The sequence below is a fragment of the Prevotella sp. Sow4_E9_plate genome, assembly GCF_052116205.1.
Taxonomy (GTDB): domain Bacteria; phylum Bacteroidota; class Bacteroidia; order Bacteroidales; family Bacteroidaceae; genus Prevotella.
This window is the reverse complement of the sequence record NZ_JBQKLN010000152.1, coordinates 1-405: the sequence shown is the minus strand read 5'-3', so window position 1 is coordinate 405 and position 405 is coordinate 1. Positions and strand designations below refer to the sequence as shown.

Here is a 405-nt window from a genome sequence, read left to right as displayed (position 1 = left end):
GAAGAAGTTTATGTTTGCAGCTATCGCAGCTATGGTAATGGTTTCAGTAAGCAACGTTTTTGCATCAAGCAGAATGGTAGGTAACGCAGAGGTAGCACCAGTTGATACCGTAGCTCCAGAAGCACCTTCAGATACATTGGCAACAGGTACTTCTATCCAGCCACAGGCAGGTGTTGAGGATTCTACAAAGCAGGAGAATGCTACTGAGGCCACAACAGAGAATGCTACAGAGCAGCAGACAACTGCCGAGTAAAAGATAAAGAACAGTTCATTTTGCAGCGTTATTCATATAATCCTCAAATCCGCAAGCAATCTCAATGGCAATCTCAATTGCAGTAAAGAGCTTGAACACTATGCATCATGATAGTATGAGCGTGAATTTTGTCCGATTTTTGCACACCTTCC

Annotated in this window: 1 protein-coding gene; it reads left to right on the top strand. The window is 43.2% G+C overall.

What is annotated here, in order from left to right:
• Positions 1–253, top strand: a 253-nt coding sequence (locus tag ACTQ53_RS17655; RefSeq protein ID WP_441934630.1) for a hypothetical protein, incomplete at its 5' end; no start/stop codon positions are given.
• Between the last annotated feature and the right edge of the window lie 152 nt (positions 254–405).